This window comes from Methylophaga sp. UBA5088, assembly GCF_002414625.1.
GTDB lineage: Bacteria > Pseudomonadota > Gammaproteobacteria > Nitrosococcales > Methylophagaceae > Methylophaga > Methylophaga marina.
The window spans coordinates 39,807-40,977 of the sequence record NZ_DIAC01000036.1; the positions used below are offsets into that span (position 1 = coordinate 39,807).

Genomic DNA, 1,171 nt, shown 5'->3' on the forward strand with positions numbered 1-1,171 from the left:
AAACCTTGAGGGTTACGGTGGCCATAGCTCCAAATTTCAGGCAGAGCCTTGTCTTGATTAATAAATGGATTATCGGATGCTGCAGTGCCATCCATATTCAGTCGTAAAATGCTGCCGGCATGAGTCATTAAATTTTGTCCGTTTGGACGCTCACCACGATCACCCACAGACAGGAAAATATGGCCTTGACCATCAAAAGTAATACGACCACCATAATGGACGTCGTTGCCTGTACGAGATTGAGTTACCAGTAATTCTTGCCAGTCGATGAGTTTATTGTTATCCAGTTTAGCTCTGGCGAGTGTAGTTGCTCCCTCACCATCAATGTCTTTGGCATGACTGAAATAAATCCAGCCTGTTTTATCAAAGTCCGGCGCGTGTTTAACATCAAATAGACCGCCTTGGCCTTCTACCAGAATATCCTCAGGTAAGCCTTGGATTTCCGTTTTTTGGTGTGTGTCAAAATCGTATTGAAATAACTGACCCTCGCGACTGGTAATAAGTAGGGTTTTGTTATTCAGATAATCCATTCCCCAACCAAGAGAAATATCTGTTGTTAACTTTTCGATGGTCAGGTCTTTATCCCGAGTGATATCTGCAGCGATAAACTGGCTACTGAAAATAAGGGCAAACGCGGAGAGTGTCTTGGCGAGTTTCACTGTCATTTCCTTATTAATTGACTATGAACTACATGAGAGCATGGAACAGCCGGGTTTGTTCCTGGCCCAGTCAGGGCGTTTAGCCGCGTATTGTTCATATTGAGGTTGCTCATCATAGGGATGGCGCATCACATCTAATAGTTCGTTTATGAGACTGGGATCGCCTTGCTCAGCCTTATCAATGGCCAGCTGTGACAAATAATTACGCAACACATATTTCGGGTTGATCGCATTCATTTTGCTCTGTCGCTTGTCATCGCTGATACCGTCTTCCTCAACACGACCAAGATAGGTTCTTAGCCATTGTGCGATATCTTCTTTGTCTGCTTGAGTCAATGCATCCGGTGAGTAAAAAGCCACCATGATGGGCGAAAGAATCTCATCATCTGTTTTGTCTTTATCTTCGATGCGAATATCAGCTAAATGCCGATAAAATAAGGTCATATCGGTTTCGGTGAGCTGCATGATGCGATTCAGTTCTTGATGTAACTCTTCATCAGCTGCGTTAAACG

Annotated in this window: 2 protein-coding genes; both read right to left on the bottom strand. The window is 43.8% G+C overall.

What is annotated here, in order from left to right; genetic code table 11:
- Positions 1-659, bottom strand: a 659-nt coding sequence (locus tag B4K20_RS05110; RefSeq protein WP_289282114.1) for a PQQ-dependent sugar dehydrogenase, incomplete at its 3' end; no start/stop codon positions are given.
- Positions 660-680: 21 nt separating this feature from the next.
- Positions 681-1,171 (bottom strand): protein adenylyltransferase SelO family protein (locus B4K20_RS05115; RefSeq protein ID WP_289282115.1); only part of this gene is annotated, 491 nt, incomplete at its 5' end.